This window comes from Priestia sp. BR_2 (assembly GCF_041954005.1).
GTDB classification, from domain to species: domain Bacteria; phylum Bacillota; class Bacilli; order Paenibacillales; family Paenibacillaceae; genus Paenibacillus_AQ; species Paenibacillus_AQ lautus_A.
Map to the genome: position 1 here is coordinate 1 of NZ_JAVFHM010000047.1, position 790 is coordinate 790.

A 790-nucleotide genomic window follows, 5' to 3' on the forward strand; every position below is an offset into this window, starting at 1 on the left:
CCGAACCCTTGTCTTGCATAGGTTCATTTTTGTGCTTGGTTCCTTTAAGAGACATTATGGTGCGACAAGAAGTCGCTTTCTGACAGTGTAACTGACATATATTTGGATGGCCCTTTTATCTTTTTAACGATTAACATTAAATAACATTAAACAAAAACTAACTAAATAGAGTTTTGATGCGAGAATAATTCGATAAGGATATTAAATTTCCCCGATAAAAAAACTGTATGGAATAAATTCTACACAGTTTTTTTGAAATTCCTATTAGATTGTCAGCAACTCCAACAAGAGTCCTTTTTTAAAGTGGATTTTCAAATAATATCCAATGGCATTTTCCTAGTAGGTTTAGGAAATACTTGATCAATTCTACTGAGATCTTCTTCAGTAAACTCAATGGTTGCAGCTTCAGCATTCGCTAGAACATGTTCATCTTGAACCGCTTTTGGAATAGCGATGACGTTATTCGAACGGATGGTCCAAGCAAGAGCGATTTGTAATGGTTGGACATTGTATTTGTCAGCAATATCATGAATAGTTGGATCGTTTAAAAGCTGTCTTCTTAAAGAACCTCCTTGAGCAAGAGGACTGTAGGCCATGATTGGCATGTTATGTTCACGCTGCCATGGTAAGAGATCGAAGTCGATTCCTCTTGAACCTAAATGGTATAGGACTTGGTTCGTCACACAATTTTTCCTATTCGTAGTGTTCCATAGCTCTTCCATATCAACCGTATCAAAATTAGAGACGCCCCATCTTAAAATTTTCCCTTCTTCACGTAGTTTTTCCATTC

1 protein-coding gene is annotated in these 790 nt (G+C 36.6%); it reads right to left on the reverse strand.

The window, feature by feature from the left end; all coding sequences use genetic code 11:
• Positions 1–311 precede the first annotated feature (311 nt).
• A partial coding sequence (locus tag RB298_RS00525; protein WP_486045227.1) for an aldo/keto reductase occupies positions 312–790 on the reverse strand: 479 nt, incomplete at its 5' end.